This is a genomic window from Denitraticella aggregata (genome assembly GCF_048158365.1).
Taxonomy (GTDB): Bacteria; Pseudomonadota; Gammaproteobacteria; order Burkholderiales; family Rhodocyclaceae; genus Azoarcus_F.
Window position 1 is genome coordinate 63,383 of the sequence record NZ_JBLLNL010000006.1, and the last position, 20,644, is coordinate 84,026.

Here is a 20,644-nt window from a genome sequence, read left to right on the forward strand (position 1 = left end):
ATTCGACCATGATTTCCGAACTCAACACCACGACCGAGCAGAAGATGCAGAAGTCGGTCGACGTTCTGAAGGCCGATCTGGCGAAGGTGCGCACCGGGCGTGCCCATACCGGGATACTCGATCATGTGATGGTCGAGTACTATGGCAGCATGGTTCCGGTCAATCAGGTCGCCAACGTGACGCTGATCGATGCGCGCACGATCGGCGTTCAACCCTGGGAAAAGCCGATGTTCTCCAAGGTGGAGAAGGCGATCCGCGACAGCGACCTGGGACTGAATCCATCGAATCAGGGCGAGATCATCCGCGTGCCGATGCCGGCGTTGACCGAGGAGCGGCGGCGCGATCTGACCAAGGTGGTCCGTCACGAAGGGGAGACCGCGAAGGTGGCGGTGCGCAATCTTCGCAGGGATGCCAACCAGCAACTCAAGGATGGGGTCAAGGACAAGGTGATCTCCGAGGATGACGAGCGTCGTGGACAGGACGCGATCCAGAAGCTGACCGACAAGTACGTCGGCGAGATCGATCGCATGTTGGCCGAGAAAGAACAAGAGCTGATGCAGATCTGATCCGTCGGGTCGGCTCTCGAACCCGGTCACCCGACGGAGACGAATCATGGCGGATGCGCCCTTCACCAGTTCCACCCGTGAAGTCCCGGACGTAGCAGCCGTGCCGCGCCATATCGCGATCATCATGGATGGCAACGGTCGCTGGGCGCGCAAGCGTTTTCTGCCGCGGGTCGCCGGCCATCGTCGCGGGGTGGAGTCGGTGCGGACCGTCATTCGCGCCTGCATGGAAAGGGGGGTGACCCATCTCACGCTGTTCGCCTTCAGCTCCGAAAACTGGCGCAGACCGCCGGACGAGGTCTCATTCCTGATGCAGCTCTTCCTGCGCTCGCTGCAAAAGGAGATCGACAGGTTGCACGAGAACCGCATACGTTTCCGCGTCATCGGGGATCAGGGACGGCTCGACCCGCAACTGGTCGAACGGATCCGCCATACGGAAATGCTCACCTCCGGAAACGACCGGCTGACCCTGACAATTGCAGCCAATTACGGTGGTCGATGGGATATCCTCCAGGCAATGAACAGAATGCTCTCCAGGTATCCGGAGCGACATGCCGATTTCACCGAAGCGGAACTGAGCGCAGAACTGGCAATGAACTACGGGCCGGAGCCGGACCTGTTCATTCGAACCGGCGGCGAGCAGCGTATCAGCAATTTTCTGCTGTGGCAGCTCGCGTACACCGAGCTTTATTTTACCGATACCTTGTGGCCCGACTTCGATGAGACCGCTCTGGATGTCGCCATCCGTTCCTATGCGGCGCGCGAGCGGCGCTTCGGCCGTACCAGCGAGCAACTGGGTCAAAACCGGAAGACCACCGGGGATGGCGTGAGAGATCCGGCTCCGGTGCGTCGAACGGGGCGACATGCTTAAGCAGCGGGTTCTGACCGCGATTGTGCTGCTCGCGGGTTTCGGCCTCGCACTGTTCTACCTGCCCCAGCCCGCGTGGCTGGCACTGGTGGCGCTGGTCTGTGCGGGTGGCGCGTGGGAGTGGGGCGGACTCGCGTGCGTCGACAAGTCGCTGCGGGTCGTGTTTGCCATCGCGATCGGTGCATCATGTTTCGGTCTGGGATGGCTGGCAGGCCTTGCCGGCCAGGGGGGCGGCGCTCGTGGCGTGCTCCTGGTCGCCTATCTGGCAGGCGCTGCATTCTGGCTGCTGCTCGTGCCTGTGTGGCTCCATGGAAAATGGCAAGTCGAACGGCCCGCACTCGCGCTCGCGACCGGTTGTGTGGTGCTTCTTCCACCTGCGCTGGCGCTCGCGCATTTTCGCATGATCGATGCCCTGCTCTTGCTGGGCGTGATGGCGCTGGTCTGGGTGGCCGACATCGCGGCCTATTTTGCGGGGCGCTCGTTCGGGCGACACAAGCTCGCACCGACGATCAGTCCCGGCAAGACCTGGGAGGGGGCGGTCGGGGGGATGCTGGGCGTCACCATCGTCGGTCTTCTGCTTCTGTGGGCTGCGAATCCGGAACTGCTGGCTGGACCGGCATTGGCTTGGGTGTTGCCCGGGCTGCTCCTCTTCACCGCGGTCAGCATCATCGGCGATCTGTTCGAATCTCTGCTGAAGCGCCAGGCCGGCCTCAAGGACAGCGGCAGCCTGCTTCCCGGGCATGGCGGCATTCTTGACCGGATCGACAGCCTGACCTCGACCCTACCATTGACCGGCTTGGCGGTGCTCTGGTCGTTGATCTGAAGGTGACGTGAATGAAACACGACCGTAAGCGCAACCGTATCGTCGTGCTGGGGGCAACGGGTTCGATCGGCGCCAGCACGCTGGATGTCATTTCGATGCATCCGGAACGGTTCGAGGCCTTTGCGCTGACCGCGCACGCACAGGTCGATCGACTTTTCGACCTGTGCGTGCGTTTTTGCCCGCGGTATGCGGTGGTCGCGCTCGAGCGCGACGCCGAGGCGTTGCGCAGCAGGTTCGACGCGGTCGGCTGCAGCACCGAGGTTTTGTCGGGCGTGTCGGCGCTGAGCGACATGGCGGCGCATCCCGACGTCGACACGGTCATGGCGGCGATCGTGGGTGCGGCCGGGCTGATGCCGACCCTCGCCGCCGCACGGGCCGGAAAGCGGGTCCTGCTGGCAAACAAGGAGGCGCTGGTGCTCGCGGGCGCGCTGTTCATGCAGACGGTGCGCGAGCATGGGGCGCAACTGCTGCCGATAGACAGTGAGCACAACGCAGTCTTCCAGGCCTTGCCCCATGATTTCGACCGAAGCCTGGATCGCTCGGGTGTGCGTCGTATCCTGTTGACGGCGTCCGGAGGCCCATTCCGCAGCATGCCGGTCGAGGCGCTGGATTCGGTCACGCCGGACCAGGCCTGCGCGCATCCGAACTGGGTCATGGGTCGCAAGATATCGGTCGATTCCGCAACGATGATGAACAAGGGGCTGGAGGTCATCGAGGCGCACTGGTTGTTCGGTGCGCCGGCCGATCGGATCGACGTCGTGATCCACCCCCAGAGTGTCGTGCATTCGATGGTCGAATATGTCGACGGATCGGTCGTCGCACAGCTCGGAAACCCGGACATGCGCACACCGATCGCGCATGCGCTCGCCTATCCTGAGCGGATCGGGGCAGGGGTCGCGTCGCTGGATCTGTTCGATATCGCCCGGCTGACTTTCGAGCGTCCTGATCTGTTGCGGTTTCCTTGTCTTTCACTCGCCTTCCAGGCGCTGCGGGCCGGCGGGGCGGCCGCGGCAGTGCTGAATGCAGCCAATGAGGAGGCGGTGGCGGCGTTCCTGGCCGGGCGACTCGGATTCATGCGGATTGCGGATGTGATCGCTGTGACGCTTGAACGCGCGCACGGAATGTCGGTCGAATCCGTCGAAGCCATCGTGGCGACCGATGCAGGCGCGCGCGAAATCGCGCGCAATGAAATTCTTTTCCGGCAGCACTGATGAATCTACTCGAGTACATCGTTCCGTTCGTTCTCGCCCTCGGCGTCCTGATCTTCTTCCACGAACTCGGTCACTATCTGGTCGCCCGCTGGTGCGGTGTGAAGGTGCTGCGTTTTTCGGTCGGTTTTGGGCGCCCGCTGCTCAGGTGGACTATCGGCCCCGACCGCACCGAATGGGTCGTTGCGGCCTTTCCGCTGGGCGGGTACGTCAAGATGCTGGACGAGCGCGAGGGGGCGGTGCCACAGCAGGACCTGCCGCGTTCCTTCAACCGTCAGTCGGTGTGGCGGCGCTTTGCGATCGTCGCGGCCGGGCCACTCGCCAACTTTCTGCTCGCCATCGTGGTCTACTGGGGTCTGTTCGCGACCGGAACCGAAGAGCTCAAGCCTCGGCTAGCATTGACCGAGGCGGTCGGTACGCTCGCTGCCACGAGTGGCATCCAGGACGGCGATCTGGTCGTCTCGGTCAATGATGAATCGATCCGGAGCTGGTCGGAACTGCGCTGGTCCTTGTTGAGGCATGCGCTTGACGGAAAGGCGGTGATGCTCCGGGTCCGCACCAGCGACAATGTCGAAACCTTCCGCCAGCTGGATTTCGACGGGATCCGTGTAGACGATGGTCAGACCGACCTGATCCAGCGCATCGGTCTGCGTCCGTGGCGCCCGCATATCGCGCCGGCAGTGGGGCAGGTGATGGCCGGCAGTGCCGCCGACAAGGCCGGAGTGCGGTCGGGAGACGAGTTCATCGCACTCGATGGCGTGGGAATCGACTCCTGGGTCGAACTGGTCGAACATGTGCGGCAACGCCCGGACATGCCGGTCGTCGCCGAGATTCGTCGTGGCGGGGTCTTGATCACCACCGAACTGACGCCGGAGGCAACCGAGGACCGCGGCGAGCGGATCGGGCGAATCGGCATCTCGGTGGCCGAGCCGGTCGAGGGTCGCTCGGCGATGTTCTCCACCGTACGCTACGGCCCGCTGGAGAGTATTGGCAAGGCGATGACGAAGACCTGGGACACCAGTGTGCTGACGCTGAAGATGATCGGACGAATGATCAGCGGCGACGTTTCGTGGAAGAACATCTCCGGTCCGGTGACGATTGCGGACTACGCGGGCCAGACGGCGAAGCTCGGCTGGACGCACTATCTGGGATTCGTCGCGTTGATCAGCATCAGCCTCGGTGTGCTGAACCTGCTCCCCATCCCGGTGCTGGATGGAGGGCATTTACTGTATTATACGATCGAGGTTATCAAGGGCGGACCGGTCTCTGAACGGGTCATGGAGATAGGGCAGCAGATCGGTCTGGTCGCGCTGGTCATGCTGATGGCTTTCGCCTTTTACAACGATATCACGCGACTAATTTCTGGTTGATTCCTGGATGAAACGAATACTCCTGACGGGGCTGGTGGCAGCCCTTTTTGTTGCTGCGCCGGCTTTCGCGTTCGAGCCGTTCGTGGTCAAGGACATACGGGTCGAGGGCATCCAGAGGACCGAGGCCGGTACCGTGTTCAACTACCTGCCGGTGCGCGTGGGGGAAACCTTCACCGAATCGCAGGCCGCAGACGCGATTCGTGGTCTGTTCGCGACCGGGTTCTTTAGCGACGTCCGCATCGAGGTCGAGGACGAGGTCATCGTGGTGCTGGTGGATGAGCGTCCAGCCGTGGCTGACATCACTTTTTCCGGAGTCAAGGAGTTCGACCAGACGGCACTGAAGGACGGTTTGCGCCAAGTGGGCCTGGCCGAGGCGCGTATCTTCGACCGGGCCGTGCTCGACCGCGCCGAGCAGGAACTGAAGCGCATGTATTTGAGCCGCGGCAAATATGCTGCCGATGTCGTCACCACAGTGACCCCGCTCGAGCGAAATCGGGTGGGGATCAACTTCACCGTCGACGAAGGCGGCGTCGCAAGGATCCGCCAGATCAACATCGTCGGCAACGAGGCATTCAAGGATTCGACGCTGCAAGGACTCTTCCAGCTGCGCACGCCCGGGTGGCTGACGTGGTATACGAAGAACGATCAGTATTCGCGCCAGAAGCTCGCGGCCGACCTGGAGAACATGCGCTCGTTCTACCTCGATCGCGGCTATCTGGACTTCAATATCGACTCCACCCAGGTATCGATCACGCCGAACAGGCGTGACATCTACATCACCCTCAATATCACCGAAGGTGAGAAGTACACCGTGTCGGAGCTGCGTTTCGCGGGCGATCTCGTGTTGCCGGAAGAGGAGTACCTGGCCCTGCTAAAGCTTCGGCCAGGCGACGTGTTTTCACGCTCGGACCTGACGGCCACCACCTCCGCGGTGGTCGACCGCCTCGGCAATGAAGGTTATGCATTCGCGAACGTCAATGCCGCTCCCGAGATCGATACGGAGACCCGCGAGGTCGCATTCACGATCTATGTGGACCCGGGCCGTCGCGTTTATGTCCGCAGGATCAACGTGGGCGGCAACACCAAGACGCGCGATGAAGTGGTCCGGCGCGAGATGCGGCAGATGGAAGGCGCCTGGTATGACGCCGAAAAGATCAACGCGTCCCGCTCCCGCGTGGATCGTCTTGGCTTTTTCGACGAAGTCGCCGTGGAGACCCCAGCCGTCGTCGGTGCGACCGACCAGGTGGATGTCAATTTCACGGTCAAGGAGCGACCGACTGGCAGCCTGATGCTGGGTGCCGGCTTTTCCAGCGCGGAGAGTGTGGTTCTGTCGGGCTCGATTACGCAACAGAACCTGTTCGGCTCCGGCAAGGCACTCACCCTTGCGCTGGATACCTCGAAGTCTGGTCGGACCTTCGCGCTGTCATTCACCGATCCGTATTTCACCGTGGATGGGGTGAGTATCGGCTACGACATCTATCATCGGACTTTCGATCCATCCGATGTTTCGACTGTCTCGCGCTTCGAGCAGACATCCACGGGTGCCGGCATTCGGCTCGGCTATCCCATCACCGAAGACGATCGCATCAATTTCGGCCTGGGAATCGACCGAACCGAGATCACCACTTTTCCTGACAGTCCGAAGCAGTACAAGGATTTCTGCAAGGACTTCGGATGCAGCGGGCGACGGGGCGACGAGGGGGTGGGTGACGTCACGGTCGACAGTGTGTTGGCGACAGCTGGCTGGTCGCGCGATACCCGTGACAGCCTCATCTATCCGCGCGCAGGTTCGTTCCAGCGGGTTTTCGCCGAGTCGGCGCTACCGGTGGGTGACCTGCGATTCCTGAAAGCGTCATACCAGCTCCAGCACTGGATCCCTTTCAGGCGTGACGACGCATTGATGCTGAACGCCGAAGTCGGCTGGGCCGACGGTTACAGCGACAAGCCCCTGCCGTTCTACAAGAACTTCTTTGCTGGCGGCATCAGTTCCGTGAGAGGCTTCGAGCAAAGTTCGCTCGGACCGAGGTTCCTCAACAACGACGGGGATCTCGAGAGTCTCGGGGGAGACCGTCGCTTCGTCGCAAACGCGGAGTACCACTTTCCGATGCCGGGTTCAGGCCAGGATCGGTCATTCCGTCTGTCCGTCTTCCTCGACTCCGGCTGGGTGTGGGGGGCGGGTGATGATCTCGACTTCTCCGAGTTGCGTTACAGTAGCGGTATAGGACTGGCTTGGACTTCTCCGATCGGGCCGCTGAAGTTCAGCTTTGCACAGCCGTTGAATGACAAGTCTGGCGACGAAATCGAAAGATTCCAGTTCCAGTTGGGTTCCGTGTTTTGATCGTGTCGGCCTGGCCGACACCTTGGAGGTTTAAGTGAAAATGAGTGTTTTCCCCGTCCTTGTCGCTGTCATTCTGAGCATGGGTGCGAGCGCATCAATGGCTCAGTCGAAGATCGGTTTTGTCGACTCCGACCGACTGATGCGGGAGGCAACGCCTGCGGTAAGGGCACAGCAACGGCTCGAGAAGGAATTCGAGCAGCGTGACCAGGAACTTCAACGCATTGCGCGCGAGCTGCAGGCCCTGCAGCAGGATCTCGAACGCAACGCGCTGACGATGGCCGAGAGCGAGCGGCGCAACAAGGAGCGCACGATGAATGATCTCAATCGGGACTTTCAGCGCAAGCAGCGCGAGTTTCGTGAAGACCTCAACCAGCGTCGCAACGAGGAACTCGCAACGGTGCTGGATCGCGCCAACAGCGCCATCAAGCAGGTGGCCGAAGCCGAGAAATACGATCTGATTCTGCAGGAGGCGGTGTATGCCAGTCCGGGGATCGACATCACCGAGAAAGTGATGAAACTTCTGAGCGCAAGTCGCTGAGCCTTCGACGATGGTTCGTCTCGATGAACTGGTCGCCCGATTCGGCGGGGAGCTGATCGGAAACCCCGCGTCTGTCGTGTCGCGGATTGCCAGTGTCGAAAACGCCGAGGAAACCGATCTCGCGTTTGTGGCTGATCGCAAGTATCTGTCGCGAATGAAGGATTGCCGGGCGGGGGTGGTCGTTATCACGCCCGACTTCAAGGATATGGTCGACCGACCGCGCATCCTCACCAAAGATCCTTATCTCTACTTCGCGCGGGTGGCGCAACTGCTCAATCCTCCCCGACGTCCAGCAGCGGGCGTTCATGCGTCCGCCGTCGTGGACAGTGAGATTCCGACCTCAGCCGCCGTAGGCGCGGGCGCGGTGATCGACGTGGGTGTGCAGCTCGGTGAGGACGTCATCATCGGCGCCGGGTGCTACGTCGGAGCGGGTGTCTCGATCGGGGCAGGAACGCGACTACATTCGCGCGTGAGCGTCTACGATCACTGCGTGATCGGTCGCAATTGCCTGATCCACTCCGGTGCCGTGATCGGGTCCGACGGCTTCGGTTTTGCGCGCGAACCCGATGGCAATTGGGTGAAGATTCCGCAGATCGGACGGGTATTGATCGGCGACGACGTCGAAATCGGGGCCAACACGACAATCGACCGCGGCGCGCTCGACGACACGGTGATTCGTGACGGGGCGAAGATCGACAATCTCGTTCAGATCGCACACAACGTACACATTGGCGAAATGACGGCGATCGCTGGTTGCGTCGGCATTGCCGGCAGCACGCATATCGGTGCGCGTTGCATGCTGGCCGGGCAGGTCGGCGTAATCGGCCACCTCAGCGTCACCGACGATGTCGTGATCTCGGCCGGTACCAAGCTAACCAAGTCCGTCACGCGGCCAGGCACCTACACGGCCAGTCTGCCAGTCCAGACGCATGCCGAATGGATAAAGAACTTTGCGCATCTGCGTCATCTGAACGCCCTCGTGGAGCGGCTCCGCGCCCTCGAGAAACGCACGGAACCGCCCGAGAAGCCTTGATGATGATGGATATCAACGAAATCCTGCAGTATCTTCCGCACCGATACCCGTTTCTGCTGGTCGACCGAATCGTCGAGTTCGAAGAGGGCAAGCGTTTGCTTGCGCTGAAGAACGTGACGATCAACGAGCCTTTCTTTCCGGGGCACTTCCCGCACCGGCCGGTGATGCCTGGCGTGCTCATTCTCGAGGCCATGGCCCAGGCCGCGGCCGTTCTGTCATTCAAGACGGTGGGACACAGGCCCGACGAAAATTCCATCGTGTATTTTGCCGGCATCGACAAGGCCCGCTTCAAGCGCCCGGTGGGCCCGGGCGACCAGTTGATGATGGAGGTCACCATCGCGCGCAAGATGCGCAATATCTGGAAGTACGAGGCGGTCGCACGTGTGGACGGCGAGGTTGCTGCCGAAGCCGAACTGATGTGCGCGCTCAAGACCCTGCCATGATTCACGCGACCGCGATCGTCCATCCGGACGCACGACTCGGTCGCAACGTGGCCATCGGTCCCTATTCGATCATCGGCCCGGATGTCGAGATCGGTGACGACACCCGCATCGGACCGCATGTCGTGATCGAGGGGCACACGCGTATCGGTTGCGCCAACGAGATCTTCCAGTTCTGCTCGATCGGCGCGGTGCCTCAGGACAAGAAGTACGACGATGAACCGACCCGACTCGAGATCGGTGATCGTAACACCATCCGCGAGTATTGCTCCTTCAACGTCGGAACGAGCCAGGATGTCGGCGTGACCCGCATCGGCAACGACAACTGGATCATGGCCTATGTACACGTCGCCCATGATTGCCAGGTCGGGAACAACACCATCTTCGCCAACAATGCGACGCTGGCCGGGCATGTGCATATTGGCGACTGGGCGATCCTGGGCGGGTTCACCGGCGTGCATCAGTTCGTGCGTGTCGGTGCGCATTCATTCTGCGGCGTCGGGACGGTCTTGCTTCAGGATCTCCCGCCCTTCGTGACCGTGGCAGGAAATCCGGCTTCGCCACGGGGCATCAACTCCGAAGGGCTGCGTCGGAGGGGTTATTCCGCGGATGGCATCGCCACGATCAAGCGCGCTTATCGAACCCTTTATCGATCCGGCCTGACGCTGGACGAAGCGCGGCAACAGATCGCGCAGATGGCGGTCCAGTGTGCGGAGCTCGGACCGTTCTCCACCTTCATCGCGGATTCCGGACGCGGTATCGTCCGCTGACCCATGACGATCCGCATTGCGATGGTCGCCGGCGAGAGCTCCGGCGATTTGCTGGCCAGTCATCTGATTCGCGCATTGCGGCAACACGTCCCGGACGCGGTGTTCTACGGAATCGGCGGACCACTCATGGAGCAGGAAGGTTTCGACGCCCTGTGGCCAAGCGAGCGGTTGGCGGTGCATGGCTATGTCGATGCGCTCAAGCGTTATCGCGAGCTGTCCGGGATTCGCAGAAGACTGCTCAAACGCATGCTGAGCGACCGGCCCGCCGCGTTCATCGGTGTCGATGCGCCCGACTTCAATCTGTGGCTGGAGCGCCACGTCAGGGATTCGAGTGTGCCAGCGATTCATTTCGTCAGTCCATCGATCTGGGCCTGGCGCGGGGGACGGATGGAGAAGATCGCCCGTTCGGTGTCGCACATGTTGTGCCTCTTTCCGTTCGAGAAACCGCTCTACGACAAGGTGGGGATCCCCGCGACCTTTGTCGGTCATCCTCTGGCGGACACCTTCCCGATGTTTCCGGATCGGCTGGCTGCACGCGCGCGCCTGCAGATTCATCCGGAGGCGGTGATCGTCGCGATGCTGCCGGGTAGCCGCGAATCCGAAGTTCGCAACCTCGCTGGCATCTACCTTGAAACTGCGCGGCTGCTTGCCGCGCGATACGACAATATCGGGTTTCTGGTGCCGCTTGCGACGCGCGAAACCCGGCAGATCTTCGATCGGCTCATGAAGGAGATCCAGGCCGAGGATCTGCCGCTGCGCGTGCTGTTCGGGCATGCGGTCGATGCGATGACGGCGTCCGACGTGGTGCTGGTTGCGAGCGGCACCGCCAGCCTCGAGGCGGCCCTGCTGAAGCGCCCGATGGTGATCAGTTATCGAATGGGCGTGTGGCAGTATCGTCTGATGAAGCGCATGGCCTATCTCCCGTGGGTCGGTCTGCCGAACATCCTTTCGAACGAGATGGTGGTACCGGAACTGCTGCAGGATGCGGCTACGCCGCAGGCGCTGGCCAACGCGCTCGATGCGTGGCTGACCGACCGGGTCGCGCGCGACGAGCTCGTGTTGCAGTTCAATCGCCTGCATCGCAGCCTGCGTCAGAACACAGCGGAGAAGGCGGCCGCTGCGATACTGCCGTATCTCGGCGTCGCACCCTCGTCCCCTTCGTCCGGGTCCGATGGCGTATCGTATCCGGGGACAGCGGAGGCGGGTCGATGACGATGCGGATGCCGATCACCGGCTGGATCGCCGGCGTGGACGAGGCCGGCCGGGGACCGCTGTGCGGACCGGTGGTTGCGGCCGCGGTGATTCTCGATCCCGCTCGCCCGATCGCAGGCCTCACCGACTCGAAGAAACTCAGCGAACGCAGGCGTGACCAGCTCGCCGCCGCGATTCGTGCGCAGGCGCTGAGCTGGGCGATCGCCGAGGCCAGCGTCGAGGAGATCGACAGGCTCAACATCCTGCATGCGACGATGCTCGCGATGAAGCGTGCGGTCGAGGCCTTGTCGGTGAGCCCGTCCCTGGTCCGCATCGATGGCAATCGCTGCCCCGAGCTTGCGGTGCCGTGCGAGGCCGTGATCAAGGGCGATGCGACCGTGCCGGCGATCTCGGCGGCGTCGATTCTCGCCAAGACCGCCCGGGATGCCCAGCTGGCCTTGCTCGATGCGCGACACCCCGAGTACGGATTCGCGCAGCACAAGGGCTATCCGACCGCTGCCCACCTCGAGGCGCTGCGAGTGCATGGCGTCATCGCCTGCTACCGTCGCAGCTTCGGCCCGGTGCGGGCGTTGCTGTGCGCCGGTCGAACCCTGTTCTGATCGACTCGTGACGGTCGCGCGATGAGGTCGATCAGTTCCCGCGACAACCCGCTGTTCAAGCGGGTGTGGGCGCTGTCGCATTCGGCCCGTGATCGACGCAGGATCGGTCAGACGGTGCTTGACGGTCCTCACCTGGTGGCATCGGCGCTAGACGCGAAGGTGGTTCCGGTCGAGCTCATCGTGTCCGAGCAGGGCGTGCTTCGCACCGAAATCCACCAATTGCTCGAAACCTGTTCCGACGTGCCCACTTACTGTCTGCCGGACCGGCTTTTTGCTCAACTGAGTCCGGTGGATGCTCCTTCCGGCGTGATCGCGGTGATGGCTCTGCCGCCCGGATCGGAAGCCACCTTCGGCGACGGTGCGTCCGTTATCGTGCTCGATCGCGTGCAGGATCCGGGTAACCTCGGCACGCTGTTGCGCACCGCGTGTGCGGCCGGACTGGAGCATGCAATCCTGACCGACGGATGCGCGCAGGCCTGGTCCCCGCGGGTGCTGCGTGCCGGCATGGGCGCGCATTTCCGGCTGAAGATTCGGGAGCAGGCCGATGCACTCGCTCTGCTGACGGGGTATCCCGGCCGGATCCTGGCGACCGGCCTCGGTGAGACGGCGCGTCCGCTCTACGAACTGGACCTGCACGGCCCGATCGCATGGTTGTTCGGCGCCGAAGGTACGGGGCTGTCGGCGGAGCTGATGGAGGTCGCCACCGAACGGGTCACCATTCCGATGCCGGGGGCCATCGAGTCACTGAACGTCGCGGCCGCGGCGGCAATCTGCCTGTTCGAACAGGTCCGACAGCTTCGTGCGGCCCCAGGCTGACCGCGATCACGCTCGCGGCCGCCGGACGGACCGACGTGCGTCGTGCGCCGGTCCGGTCGTGCGCCGGTCCGGTCGTGCGCCGGATTTGCTACCATCTGAAACCGATACCGTCTCACTGACCGGAAACACACCGTAAACCATCATGATCTTCGTCATCTCTCCGGCAAAGGCGCTCGATTTCGACACGCCGCCGACCACCGATCGCTTCACGCAGCCCGATTTTCTCGACGAGGCCGAGCCACTGGTGAGCATCCTGCGGAAATTGTCGCCGGCGGAAATCGCCGGATTGATGAAGCTGTCCGACCCGCTTGCAAGCCTCAATGCCGCCCGCTACGAAAGTTGGTCCAGACCCTTCACGCAGGCCAATGCGAAGCAGGCGGTTCTGGCGTTCAATGGCGACGTGTACGAGGGGCTGGACGCAGCCAGTCTCTCGCCCGAAGACCTGGACTGGGCCCAGGGGCATCTGCGTATCCTGTCGGGGCTCTATGGCCTGCTGCGGCCACTGGACCTGATGCAGCCCTATCGGCTGGAAATGGGGACACGTCTGCCTAATCGGCGGGGGGGCAATCTCTACGCTTACTGGGGCGACAGGCTCACTGAAGCCCTGAACGCGCTGCTGGATGTCGAGCGCGGGACCGGACTGGTACCAGTGCTGGTCAACCTCGCGTCGGAGGAGTACTTCAAGTCGGTGAAGCCGGCCGCATTACGCGGCTCGGTCGTGTCACCGGTGTTCGAAGACTGGAAGAACGGGGGCTACAAGATCATCAGCTTCTATGCCAAGCGTGCGCGCGGTCTGATGAGTCGCTATGCAATTCAGCGCAAGGTGGCGGATGTCGAAGCCCTTCAGGGTTTCGATGCCGAGGGGTATCGCTTCGCCCCGGACGCCTCGGACGTCGGCCGCATGGTGTTTCGCCGGCGTGTGAGCTGAAGCCCTTGGGGGCCCTTGGTCAGCGGAAAGGCATGTAACGAATCAGGGAGAAGTGGTGAGAATCAGTCACAGTTTCGACTCGGGCAGTATCGAGGTCGTCAGCCTTGCCGATGCGGACAACATCCGCCTGCGGCTGCGAAACGACAACGCCGCAGACATCCGTCAATGGTTTCATTTCCGCCTTCAGGATGCGGCCGGCCAGCGGGTCCGCATGGTGTTCGAGAATGCCTCGACTGCGACCTATGCCGACGGTTGGGAGGGCTATCGCTGCGTCGCATCGTACGACCGGCGTAACTGGTTCCGGGTCACGAGCACACGCTACGAGAACGGAGAACTGGTCGTCGAGCACACGCCGGAACGAAACAGCGTCTATTACGCGTACTTCGAACCATACTCTCATGAACGCCACCTCGACCTGCTCGGCTGGGCGGACATGTCTCCATTTGCTCAGGTGGACAGCCTGGGTACGAGCGTGCAGGGGCGTGATCTCGATCGTGTCGTGATCGGGCGCCCGGCGCCGGAGCGGAAATCGGTGTGGATCATCGCCCGCCAGCATCCGGGCGAAACCATGGCGGAGTGGTTCATCGAGGGGTTGCTCGAGCGCCTGCTCGATTACGCCGACCCGGTTGCACGCCGCATTCGCGAGCGTGCGATCCTCCATGTCGTGCCGAACATGAATCCGGACGGAGCAGTGCTCGGTAATCTGCGCACCAACGCGGCCGGCAGGAACCTGAACCGGGAGTGGAGAGAACCGGATTCGCAATACAGTCCGGAGGTCTTCCTGGTCCGCAATGCGATCGAAGGAACCGGATGCGACCTGTTCCTGGACATCCATGGTGACGAATCGCTGCCCTACGTGTTTCTGGCGAGCGCGGACGACGTGCCGGGCCTGCCGGTGGCCGCGCTGAAAGCACAGACCGCCTTCATCGCATCGCTGAGCGCGGTCAGCCCCGACTTCCAGACCGAGCACGGCTATGCGGCGGGACACTTTCGCGAGGCGGTATTGAAACTCGCAAGCAAATGGGTGGCGCATCGATTCGGATGCCTGTCCCTGACGCTGGAGATGCCGTTCAAGGACAACGCGAACCTGCCCGACGCACAGGTAGGCTGGAATGGCGCGCGCAGCAAGCGTCTCGGTGGTGCAATTCTCAACGCAATCCTGTCTCACCTCGAGCGCTGCTGGCCGGGTGAAGTCGGGTCGGGGTCGGGGGAGGCGCCATGAGTGCGAGACGTTCAAGCTTGCCTGTCGTTGCCGACCTCGGTGCAATCATCGAGACGCTCGATCGCTGCGGACGGCTGGTGCGCGTGCGCTCGGAGGTCGATCCGGCCTACGAGCTCGCGGGCATAGCGGCGAAGTTCGAGCGCGGCCCGCAGGCGGTGCTGTTCGAGAAGGTCCGGGGCAGCCGCTATCCGGTCTTCATCGGCCTATATTGGTCGCGTGATCTGCTCTCCTGCATTCTCGGCCGTCCGGAAGCCGAGTTGCCGCAGTATGTTTCGAAGTGCATCCAGGATTGGCAGCAGGCCCCCATGCCGCCGGTCGTGATCGATGAGGGTCCCGTGCTGGAAGTGACCGAAAGCGTCGTGGATCTGTACAAGCTGCCCATCCCGATTCATGCGGACAAGGATGGCGGGCCCTATTTCGACGCCGCAGTGGTCATCGCCAAGGATCCGGAGACGGGTGTCCGCAATGCCTCGATCCAGCGTTTCATGGTCGTGGCCAGCGACCGGCTGGCGATCAACATCGATGCCGGCCGTCATCTCGAGGCCTATCTGCACAAGGCTGCCGCCCTGGGACAACCCCTGGCGTTCACGCTCAATGTGGGTGTCGGGCCCGGCCTGCATTTCGCGGCCGCCGCCCCCGCCGAAGCGGCACCCATCGATACGGACGAACTGGGTATCGCGAGCCAGTTCCACGGTCGACCGCTCGATCTCGTGTCCGGTACGACCTCCAATGTCGAGATGGTCGCTGACGCAATGTTCGCGTTCGAATGCGAGATGGTGCCCGGCGAGGTACACGACGAGGGCCCGTTCGCCGAGGTGACCGGGTACTACGCCACCGTGGCGCCACGTCCGCTGGTGCGGATCAAGCGTATCCACCGCCGTCGCGATCCGGTCTTTCATACGATCCTGTCCGGGGTCGAGGTATTCAACTCGGTCGGCCTGCTCGGCGAGGCGAACGTGCTGGCGCTGCTCAGGAAGCAGGTACCCGGTGTTCGCGACGTGTATTTCTCGCACGGCGGCTGTGGTTTCTATCACGCCGTCGTGCAGATGACGCAGAAGCGCGCCGGATGGAGCAAGCAGGCGTTGATGGCAGCCTTCGCCGCCTTCCCGCCGCTTAAGATGGTCACCGTCGTGGACGAGGACGTCGATATCCGCGATCCGGGGGACGTCGAATGGGCGATGGCGACCCGACTAGATCCGAAGCACGGCGTCATCGTGATCGAGAACGTCTTCGGTCACGGACTCAATCCGACCTTTCCCGGCTACCTGGGGACGAAGATCGGTTTCGACGCGACGCGACCCTTTCCGCACACGCCGAACTTCGACCGGGCAAAAATGCGCGAGATCCACCTCGAGGGCCTCGATATCATGGTTCCGGAGGTGCGCTCTTAGGGCGGTTCAATGGCCTAGGAGGCTGTCGGACTTAAGGCTGATCTACTGCGCCGGTGGGAGAAGCGGTCCATATCTGCCCGATTTTTCGTTGCATAGCACCACTATGCGCCTCAAAATCGACCAGATCTGTCCTCGCTTTCCCACTCGGCTCGTGACGATCGCTCAAGTCCGACAGCCTCCTAGTCTCTTGCGCTCTGCCATCTCGTGGATCGACACGCAGCGAATTTTATCCTGATGCGCGTCATCGAACGAGGATGTGCGTCCCGGTGGGCGCAGTGGGCCGGAATCATGCCGATGGGTTCAGGGCTGGTCAGGGCGTCGGGCTTGCGACCCGGCTCGGGCATCCACCGTCCGGATCAGTGCCTGCAGGGACTCGCCGATGACTACCGGGTACGGCGATGGGGCTGGCGTGAGGTCGCGAAGCGCGGCGGGCAGTGCGGCGAGTTGTTCGGCGACGCGGGCGCGAATTGCTTGCAGCGAAGGTGGCGACCCGATACGCAGGCCCGAACGCATGACCGGCTCCAACAGCGATTCGCCTGGCTGGTGGTCGTCCGCAGTGGTCAGCAGGTCACCACAAAAACGGCCTTGGGGGTCGCGGCTCCGAAAGACCTGTTTGCGCCCCGGGAAGGTGGCCTTGCCTTCGGAGCGTTTGCGCCGCGCGATGCCGGCGTACTCCTGAAGCTTGTACGCACAATCGAGATAAGGTTGGTCGGCTGACGTGTTCATGCGGGTGCCGACGCCGAATCCGTCGATCGGTGCCCCCTCGGCCACCAGCCGTTCGATGGTCTCTTCGTCCAGGTTGCCGCTCGCAAAGATGTGCGCCTGCTTGAGGCCGTCTGCGTCAAGGATGCTGCGCACCTTGCGCGCATGGTCACCGAGATCGCCGCTGTCCAGACGGACCGCCTGAATCTCGATGCCATCACGGCGCAGACGCTTCGCAAGACCGGCCAATGACGCCGCGCCAGCTTCGGTGTCGTAGGTGTCGATCAGCATCGTGTTGGCAGCCGGATGCGAGCGGGCAAACTGCTCGAAGGCGGTCGATTCGCTGTCGTGTGCCTGGATGAAGGAATGCGCCATCGTGCCGTAGAGCGGAATGTCCCAGCGCATTCCCGCCAGGACCGTCGCGGTCCCGCCGAAACCGGCGAGATAGCTCGCCCGAGCCGAGAGGAGTCCGGCTTCGGCCCCGTGCGACCGTCGCAGGCCGAAATCGACCAGCAGCTTGCCCCGCGCGGCCAGCACGCAGCGTGCGGCCTTGGATGCAACCATGCACTGGAACTGCAGCAGGTTGATGATGCGCGATTCGACGAACTGTGCGACCGGAAGCGGTGCGACGACGCGCAGGATGGGTTCGTCGGCGAAGAAGACCGTGCCCTCGGGCATCGCATCGACGTCTACGATGAATCGTTGCTGACCGAGCCAGTTGACGAAGTCGGGCCGAAACCGCCCGCAGGCTGCGAGCCACTCGAGTTCGTGCGATTCGAACCGCAGTCCCTCCAGATAATCGACGACCTGCTCGAGACCAGCGGCGATCAGGAAGTTTCGCCGCTCCGGTAGCCTGCGCACGAAGAATTCGAACACGGCGGTATCGTGCATGTCGTTATCGTAGTACGCCTGCATCATCGTCAGTTCGTACAGGTCGGTGAGCAGCGCGCTCTCGCATGCATAGGGGTCGGAGGTGACATTCATGTCTGCATGTCCTCCAGGTCGGCGCCGCAGGCGGGGCGCGCACCGAACTGCACCATCTCGGCGAGTGCCTGGTCGCCGTCGCCGGGCTGGACGTCGACCGCACGTATTGCATCGGTCAGGAGCACGACGTCGTAGCCGAGGGTGCGTGCGTCTCTGACCGTGTTCAGCACGCAGTAGTCGGTCGCGAGACCGCCGACGAAGAGTCGTTTCGTGCCGGACCGTCGCAGCAGCATATCGAGCTCGGTGTGTTCGAAGCCCGAGTATGCGTCTCGGTCGGCCGTGGTCGCCTTGGACACGACCACCGTCGCGGCCGGCAACTTCAGACCAGCCGCGAAGGCAGCGCCGGGCGTCCCGGCGATGCAGTGCGGCGGCCAAGGACCCCCGCGCTCAACAAAGGAGCAATGTTCGGCAGGATGCCAGTCACGTGTTGCGAATACCGGCAAGCCGCGGGCCGCGAATGCGCTTGCCACACGGGTCAGAACCGGAACCACCCGGTCACCCTCCGGCACGGCCAGGCGCCCGCCGGGCAGAAAATCGTTCTGCACGTCGACGATCACGAGTGCATCCCCCGGTCCGGGGTCAGGGGTATGTTTGATCTCGGTCATGCTTTTCCAGCCTCTGTCGTGTTCGGCCGAGACGCTTCGGCTGCGGTCGCCGGGAAGGGCTTCCGATTGCCGTATGCCTCATCGTCCTGGGGGAACGTCTTCGCAGCCGCGCCATACTCTCTTCGAATCGCCGAGAAGCGGGCCAGCCTGGCCTCGACCCGGTTGTTGATGCTGTCGGCTGGCAGCTTGCCGTCCTGGTCGGGGGTGCCGACAGCAGTGCGCAAAGCTCTGCCAGCGAAGCGCTGTCGCCCTCCACCGGTCCGTAGGACTGCTCGAAGACCAGGGTCGCCGACAGCGATTGTGGCCTGTCCTGCGAATAGCGCGATGCGAAATAGGCGGACAGGATCATGACGCCCTTGGAGTGGGTCGCGCCACCCAGTTCGGCCTTGCGCTCGATGTCGATTACGTCGCCGCCTCCGATGCGGGCAGTCGCCGAGATCCGCACCGGACGCGCAAACATGAAATCACCGAGGTCCATCACCGCGAGACCGTTGATCTGACCGCACTCGACCCCGCTGGTCGAGATCAGCACCGTGTCTCGCAAGACCGCATCGTGTACCGAGTCACGAAGCCGGTCTGCGCGTCGAATGCGTGCCGCGAGCGCCTCGTCGACATGCTCGCGCGTGACGACCGACTGGCCAGCCCGGTCGGCGCAATGATCGGACTCCCTGAGCAGATCGGCGATATCCCGGGTGCGGGTAGACAGCCGCCCGGCGTCTGCGGCCAGCCGTGCGCTGTGTTCGACCAGGCGCGCGACCGAACCGCGGTCGAAGGGCTTGAGGCCCTGCTCCCGGACGAGCGTGGCGACCATAAGCGCGAATCGATGGATGTTGTCGGTGCTGCGCTCGATCTCACTTTCGAAGTCTGCAGCGATCTTGAAAAGCTCCTTGAATTCCGGATCGTAAGCCTTGAGCAGATAGTAGTGGATGCGTTGCCCGAACAACACGACCTTGACCGACAGCGGAATCGGCTCGGGTTCCAGGGGCAGGGCACTCGACCAGCCGAAAGCCTGCGCGAGCGACTCCATGCGGATCTGCCCGGACTTGAGCGCGCGTTTGAGGCCGTCCCATGCGAAGGGCTGAACGAGCAGTTTGTCCGCATCGAGCAGCAGGTAGCCGCCGTTTGCCCGGTGCAGTGCTCCCGCGCGGATCAGCGTGAAGTTGGTGACCAGCGTGCCCATGTGGGCGATGTGATCGACGCGCCCGACCAGATTCGGATAGGTCGGATTGTCCTCGAACTCCAATGGAGCCGCCGCGTTCGCAGCGCGTTCGACGAGCAGGTTGATCTGGTAGCGCACGGTCACCGAACCCGAGTCTCTCGCGAGGACGGCGGATTCTGCGGAGTTCGCCTGCTCGCGCAAGGCCTCGCCCATCTGCACCACATCGTCCAGCACCGCGTCGAGAAATCCCAGGGCTACAGGGTGACTCGTGTAACGCTCCTTGAGCTCCTCGATCAGGTGGCCTACCGCCAGCCTGATCGTCTCCCGACTGACCTCGCCGAGGCGGGTCTGCATCGCGCGCCGCCATCTCGGCTGCTCGTGCAGGATTTTGCGCAGGCGCTCACGCAGTTCGTCGATCGACGCGTCGATCCGCGTACGTTCCTCTTCGGGCAGATCGGCATACTGCTTCGGCTCCAGGGTCTCGCCGTCCTTCATCGGCAGGAAGACGAAACCTCTCGGCGTCCGCATGAACGCGACGTTTCTGGCGGCGGCATTCGTCCCCAGTTCCTGTAGCGCTTGTTCCTCGCGATCCTTGTACTCCTCCTGTATGTCCTCGATCTGGCCACGATGCTCCTCGCTTTCGAACGCGGCCGCGATCGCCTGGCCTAGCTCGGCCGCGAATCCCTGCATGTCGCTCCGCAGCTGCGTACCGAGACCCGGCGGCAAACTGATTGCCGATGGTTTGGCCGGTTCCGCGAAGTTGTAGACATAACACCAGTCGGCCGCGGCCGGCCGGCTCTGCGCATGCGTCTCGAGCAGGCGGCGCACGACGCCGTGACGATTGCTGCCGGGCACACCGAGGACGAAGAGGTTGTAGCCGGGTGCGTCGATGCCGATACCGAAGCGCACCGCGTCGACGGCACGATCCTGGCCGAAGATCTCGTCCTCCCTGCCGTCCGCGATCTGGTCGGTCGTCTCGAATTCGAAGCCAGACGTATCGCAAGGGGTGAAGAGCTCTGTCGACGCGAGCGCGTGTAAGTCTGCCATGTCGAGCTTGCCTTGACTGAACGGGTTC

Annotated in this window: 19 protein-coding genes; 16 read left to right on the forward strand and 3 right to left on the reverse strand. The window is 63.0% G+C overall.

Features of this window, described 5'->3' with window-relative positions; all coding sequences use genetic code 11:
• Window positions 1-8: 8 nt before the first annotated feature.
• From frr to ACKVEX_RS09190, 16 genes are all read left to right on the forward strand, one after another.
• The gene (frr, locus tag ACKVEX_RS09115) at window positions 9-566 is read left to right on the forward strand and encodes a ribosome recycling factor (RefSeq protein WP_473215403.1); all 558 of its coding nucleotides are present in this window, start codon (window positions 9-11) and stop codon (window positions 564-566) included.
• Between the two features lie 46 nt (window positions 567-612).
• The gene (uppS, locus tag ACKVEX_RS09120; protein WP_473215404.1) at window positions 613-1,434 is read left to right on the forward strand and encodes a polyprenyl diphosphate synthase; all 822 of its coding nucleotides are present in this window, start codon (window positions 613-615) and stop codon (window positions 1,432-1,434) included.
• On the forward strand, window positions 1,427-2,254 hold the full coding sequence (locus ACKVEX_RS09125; RefSeq protein ID WP_473215405.1) for a phosphatidate cytidylyltransferase: 828 nt from the start codon (window positions 1,427-1,429) through the stop codon (window positions 2,252-2,254). Before uppS ends, ACKVEX_RS09125 begins: the two co-directional genes overlap by 8 nt.
• A gap of 11 nt (window positions 2,255-2,265) precedes the next feature.
• On the forward strand, window positions 2,266-3,465 hold the full coding sequence (gene ispC / locus ACKVEX_RS09130; RefSeq protein WP_473215406.1) for a 1-deoxy-D-xylulose-5-phosphate reductoisomerase: 1,200 nt from the start codon (window positions 2,266-2,268) through the stop codon (window positions 3,463-3,465).
• Window positions 3,465-4,832, forward strand: a complete 1,368-nt coding sequence (gene rseP / locus ACKVEX_RS09135; RefSeq protein ID WP_473215407.1) for an RIP metalloprotease RseP — start codon at window positions 3,465-3,467, stop codon at window positions 4,830-4,832. Before ispC ends, rseP begins: the two co-directional genes overlap by 1 nt.
• A 7-nt stretch (window positions 4,833-4,839) precedes the next feature.
• Window positions 4,840-7,170, forward strand: a complete 2,331-nt coding sequence (gene bamA, locus ACKVEX_RS09140) for an outer membrane protein assembly factor BamA (protein ID WP_473215408.1) — start codon at window positions 4,840-4,842, stop codon at window positions 7,168-7,170.
• Window positions 7,171-7,267: 97 nt separating this feature from the next.
• Window positions 7,268-7,708 carry an OmpH/Skp family outer membrane protein gene (locus ACKVEX_RS09145; RefSeq protein WP_473215409.1) on the forward strand — a complete coding sequence of 147 codons (441 nt, stop codon included), beginning with the start codon at window positions 7,268-7,270 and terminating at the stop codon, window positions 7,706-7,708.
• Between the two features lie 10 nt (window positions 7,709-7,718).
• Window positions 7,719-8,741: a UDP-3-O-(3-hydroxymyristoyl)glucosamine N-acyltransferase gene (gene lpxD / locus ACKVEX_RS09150; protein ID WP_473215410.1), complete on the forward strand. Its 1,023-nt coding sequence runs from the start codon at window positions 7,719-7,721 to the stop codon at window positions 8,739-8,741.
• Between the two features lie 5 nt (window positions 8,742-8,746).
• On the forward strand, window positions 8,747-9,184 hold the full coding sequence (gene fabZ / locus ACKVEX_RS09155; RefSeq protein ID WP_473215549.1) for a 3-hydroxyacyl-ACP dehydratase FabZ: 438 nt from the start codon (window positions 8,747-8,749) through the stop codon (window positions 9,182-9,184).
• Window positions 9,181-9,951 (forward strand): acyl-ACP--UDP-N-acetylglucosamine O-acyltransferase, encoded by a 771-nt coding sequence (gene lpxA / locus ACKVEX_RS09160; protein ID WP_473215411.1) that lies wholly within the window; start codon window positions 9,181-9,183, stop codon window positions 9,949-9,951. The genes fabZ and lpxA overlap by 4 nt, the downstream gene beginning before the upstream one ends.
• A gap of 3 nt (window positions 9,952-9,954) precedes the next feature.
• Window positions 9,955-11,163: a lipid-A-disaccharide synthase gene (lpxB, locus tag ACKVEX_RS09165; RefSeq protein WP_473215412.1), complete on the forward strand. Its 1,209-nt coding sequence runs from the start codon at window positions 9,955-9,957 to the stop codon at window positions 11,161-11,163.
• The gene (gene rnhB / locus ACKVEX_RS09170) at window positions 11,160-11,762 is read left to right on the forward strand and encodes a ribonuclease HII (RefSeq protein WP_473215413.1); all 603 of its coding nucleotides are present in this window, start codon (window positions 11,160-11,162) and stop codon (window positions 11,760-11,762) included. The genes lpxB and rnhB overlap by 4 nt, the downstream gene beginning before the upstream one ends.
• A gap of 21 nt (window positions 11,763-11,783) precedes the next feature.
• The gene (locus tag ACKVEX_RS09175; protein ID WP_473215414.1) at window positions 11,784-12,578 is read left to right on the forward strand and encodes a TrmH family RNA methyltransferase; all 795 of its coding nucleotides are present in this window, start codon (window positions 11,784-11,786) and stop codon (window positions 12,576-12,578) included.
• A gap of 142 nt (window positions 12,579-12,720) precedes the next feature.
• Window positions 12,721-13,506 carry a peroxide stress protein YaaA gene (yaaA, locus tag ACKVEX_RS09180; RefSeq protein ID WP_473215415.1) on the forward strand — a complete coding sequence of 262 codons (786 nt, stop codon included), beginning with the start codon at window positions 12,721-12,723 and terminating at the stop codon, window positions 13,504-13,506.
• 55 nt (window positions 13,507-13,561) lie between these two features.
• Entirely contained in the window at window positions 13,562-14,728 is a 1,167-nt protein-coding gene (locus tag ACKVEX_RS09185) for a M14 family metallopeptidase (protein ID WP_473215416.1), read from the forward strand.
• Window positions 14,729-14,745: 17 nt separating this feature from the next.
• On the forward strand, window positions 14,746-16,119 hold the full coding sequence (locus ACKVEX_RS09190; protein ID WP_473215417.1) for a UbiD family decarboxylase: 1,374 nt from the start codon (window positions 14,746-14,748) through the stop codon (window positions 16,117-16,119).
• A 300-nt stretch (window positions 16,120-16,419) separates the two neighbouring features.
• Here ACKVEX_RS09190 and ACKVEX_RS09195 read toward each other — a convergent pair whose 3' ends face one another.
• From ACKVEX_RS09195 to ACKVEX_RS09205, 3 genes are read right to left on the reverse strand one after another with little or no spacing between them, the layout of a single operon-like run.
• A complete protein-coding gene (locus ACKVEX_RS09195) occupies window positions 16,420-17,805 on the reverse strand; it encodes a nicotinate phosphoribosyltransferase (protein WP_473215418.1) in 1,386 nt (461 codons plus the stop codon).
• Window positions 17,802-18,410: an isochorismatase family protein gene (locus ACKVEX_RS09200; protein ID WP_473215419.1), complete on the reverse strand. Its 609-nt coding sequence runs from the start codon at window positions 18,408-18,410 to the stop codon at window positions 17,802-17,804. Before ACKVEX_RS09200 ends, ACKVEX_RS09195 begins: the two co-directional genes overlap by 4 nt.
• Complete coding sequence (locus tag ACKVEX_RS09205; RefSeq protein WP_473215420.1) at window positions 18,385-20,616, reverse strand: Lon protease family protein; 2,232 nt, start codon at window positions 20,614-20,616, stop codon at window positions 18,385-18,387. Before ACKVEX_RS09205 ends, ACKVEX_RS09200 begins: the two co-directional genes overlap by 26 nt.
• Window positions 20,617-20,644 lie beyond the last annotated feature (28 nt).

Coding starts and splice junctions, on each gene's coding strand:
- frr (WP_473215403.1), top strand. CDS start 9: ATGATTTCCGAACTCAACACCACGACCGAGCAGAAGATGCAGAAGTCG.
- uppS (WP_473215404.1), top strand. CDS start 613: ATGGCGGATGCGCCCTTCACCAGTTCCACCCGTGAAGTCCCGGACGTA.
- ACKVEX_RS09125 (WP_473215405.1), top strand. CDS start 1,427: ATGCTTAAGCAGCGGGTTCTGACCGCGATTGTGCTGCTCGCGGGTTTC.
- ispC (WP_473215406.1), top strand. CDS start 2,266: ATGAAACACGACCGTAAGCGCAACCGTATCGTCGTGCTGGGGGCAACG.
- rseP (WP_473215407.1), top strand. CDS start 3,465: ATGAATCTACTCGAGTACATCGTTCCGTTCGTTCTCGCCCTCGGCGTC.
- bamA (WP_473215408.1), top strand. CDS start 4,840: ATGAAACGAATACTCCTGACGGGGCTGGTGGCAGCCCTTTTTGTTGCT.
- ACKVEX_RS09145 (WP_473215409.1), top strand. CDS start 7,268: ATGGCTCAGTCGAAGATCGGTTTTGTCGACTCCGACCGACTGATGCGG.
- lpxD (WP_473215410.1), top strand. CDS start 7,719: ATGGTTCGTCTCGATGAACTGGTCGCCCGATTCGGCGGGGAGCTGATC.
- fabZ (WP_473215549.1), top strand. CDS start 8,747: ATGGATATCAACGAAATCCTGCAGTATCTTCCGCACCGATACCCGTTT.
- lpxA (WP_473215411.1), top strand. CDS start 9,181: ATGATTCACGCGACCGCGATCGTCCATCCGGACGCACGACTCGGTCGC.
- lpxB (WP_473215412.1), top strand. CDS start 9,955: ATGACGATCCGCATTGCGATGGTCGCCGGCGAGAGCTCCGGCGATTTG.
- rnhB (WP_473215413.1), top strand. CDS start 11,160: ATGACGATGCGGATGCCGATCACCGGCTGGATCGCCGGCGTGGACGAG.
- ACKVEX_RS09175 (WP_473215414.1), top strand. CDS start 11,784: ATGAGGTCGATCAGTTCCCGCGACAACCCGCTGTTCAAGCGGGTGTGG.
- yaaA (WP_473215415.1), top strand. CDS start 12,721: ATGATCTTCGTCATCTCTCCGGCAAAGGCGCTCGATTTCGACACGCCG.
- ACKVEX_RS09195 (WP_473215418.1), bottom strand. CDS start 17,805: ATGAATGTCACCTCCGACCCCTATGCATGCGAGAGCGCGCTGCTCACC.
- ACKVEX_RS09200 (WP_473215419.1), bottom strand. CDS start 18,410: ATGACCGAGATCAAACATACCCCTGACCCCGGACCGGGGGATGCACTC.
- ACKVEX_RS09205 (WP_473215420.1), bottom strand. CDS start 20,616: ATGGCAGACTTACACGCGCTCGCGTCGACAGAGCTCTTCACCCCTTGC.